General features: G+C 55.1%; 1 rRNA gene. It reads left to right on the forward strand.

The window, feature by feature from the left end:
- A 16S ribosomal RNA gene (locus GPK81_RS14950) occupies positions 1 to 390 on the forward strand; the annotation flags it as partial.
- Positions 391 to 399: the final 9 nt, after the last annotated feature.

Raw genomic sequence — 399 nt, forward strand, 5'->3', positions numbered from 1 at the left:
GGAGACTGCCAGGGATAACCTGGAGGAAGGCGGGGATGACGTCAAATCATCATGCCCCTTATGATTTGGGCTACACACGTGCTACAATGGCGTAAACAAAGGGAAGCGAACCCGCGAGGGTGGGCAAATCCCAAAAATAACGTCCCAGTTCGGACTGTAGTCTGCAACCCGACTACACGAAGCTGGAATCGCTAGTAATCGCGGATCAGAATGCCGCGGTGAATACGTTCCCGGGTCTTGTACACACCGCCCGTCACACCATGGGAGTCAGTAACGCCCGAAGTCAGTGACCTAACCGTAAGGAGGGAGCTGCCGAAGGCGGGACCGATGACTGGGGTGAAGTCGTAACAAGGTAGCCGTATCGGAAGGTGCGGCTGGATCACCTCCTTTCTAAGGAAA

The organism is Blautia sp. MCC283, assembly GCF_018785565.1.
Classification (GTDB): Bacteria; Bacillota; Clostridia; order Lachnospirales; family Lachnospiraceae; genus Blautia_A.